Annotated in this window: 1 pseudogene; it reads left to right on the top strand. The window is 29.3% G+C overall.

Going from position 1 to position 1,630, the window contains the following annotated elements:
• Positions 1–318 precede the first annotated feature (318 nt).
• Positions 319–1,630: pseudogene (locus AA089_RS22940) on the top strand (SAM-dependent DNA methyltransferase); the annotation flags it as partial.

Here is a 1,630-nt window from a genome sequence, read left to right as displayed (position 1 = left end):
ATTTTGTGTACTACACAAAATTTTACAAATGTTTTTTCAATTTCCCTTCATAGCTTAGTGTTTTAAACACTAAGCAGAAATATTGCTTTGGTATAAAATATCGAAAAAAGAGGTTTTGAATTTTATTTTTTGTTCTCAAAACTGATCTTGTTTCAATAAAGCAATAGGTAAAGAATTCAATTTTCGCTTTTCATTTAAGGGTATTTTTTAAAACTGCATGAAAAAGAAATGAGCGTATTGTTCAAGTACCAAAAGTGAACAAATGATATTTCAATCGTGCTTTTTAGCTTAGTGTTTTCAACACTAATTTGTTAAAATATGAATGTACACGTAAAACGCAATACAGCTAAAAACGGAATTGAAATTGTATTTTCAATTCCTATTCAGAGAGAGTTAATCACTTTTTTACAGAAATTAGGCTTTAAGCACTTTTTTAAAAACGAAATGAAATGGTATGCTGACTATCATCCAGCATACGTGCGCTTTGCAAATGATTTAAAAAAAGCAATAGAAAATGATAAGGACTGGAAGTCTATTACCATATGTCCTACTTACAAACCAAGCTTTGAAAATATTGATAATTTAAAGTTCTGTGTTGTAGATATTAATATTAGATGTAATGATGAAATTATAGAAGATGAATATGTGATTTTTGAAAATTATAAAAGAGTAGCTACGGTAATTGCTGAACGATTTTCGAAACGTTTTTTTGGCGATCATATCGATTCACTAGAGGTTTTCCCTCGAAACTATAAGGAGAGAGCAAGAACATTGTTGCGAGTTCAAAAGGTTATTGATATAGATGACAATGGAAATTTTATCTCTGTCAAATTCATGGATTCTTTAGTAGAACTGATTAAAGATGTACAGATAAGTAAAACTTCTAGTAACTCTATTGAGATAAACAACACCATTGAACATGAGAAAATTATAGAAACAGGTATTTTAGACAATGAAACAGATTTTGACAAACTGCTAATTTTAGAAGTGATTGATAAGTTAGTATCTATTGAACAAACAACCAAAGTTACAGACACTCGGTTGATTCAAACACTAATTACTGAGATTGAAGAAGCTTCTACCCTTAATTTTGATACACTTCGTATGGAGAAACTCAAACAAGTCATTCGATTGTACAAAGAATGGTTTGAAGACTTCCCAAATTGCTTTAAAGCAAGTGTAGCGATTGCAATGCTTCCCCTACTCAATTTTACAAAAGAAAGTTTAAAAAATAAATCGTTTGCTACTGATCTTGTCTTTGATAAACATCAAGTGAATAATGTACTCGTGCCCTTTTATGTATATGAATGTTTTCAAAAAGGAGTTATTCCATTGCAAGACATTCCAAAACTAAAAATTGAATTTCCCAAGTTGTTTGATGTGACTATTGAAACATTAGATTCATTATCTGAATTTGAACTTTTTATGGTATCACAACTAGAAAATTATGAAGATTTAGGAATCAATATCAATGCGCGTGAACTTAATAGATATTGGCAAATAAATGGTTTTGATATTTTAAAAAAGATTGGCTACCCTATTGATTTACAATATCCCTACGCAAGTTTAAGTAAAGGACATATTTCATTGCAAACACTAGATCATATTTTACACGAAAATAAACAAAAAT

The organism is Kordia jejudonensis, assembly GCF_001005315.1.
Classification (GTDB): Bacteria; Bacteroidota; Bacteroidia; order Flavobacteriales; family Flavobacteriaceae; genus Kordia; species Kordia jejudonensis.
This window is presented reverse-complemented; position numbering and strand designations above follow the sequence as displayed.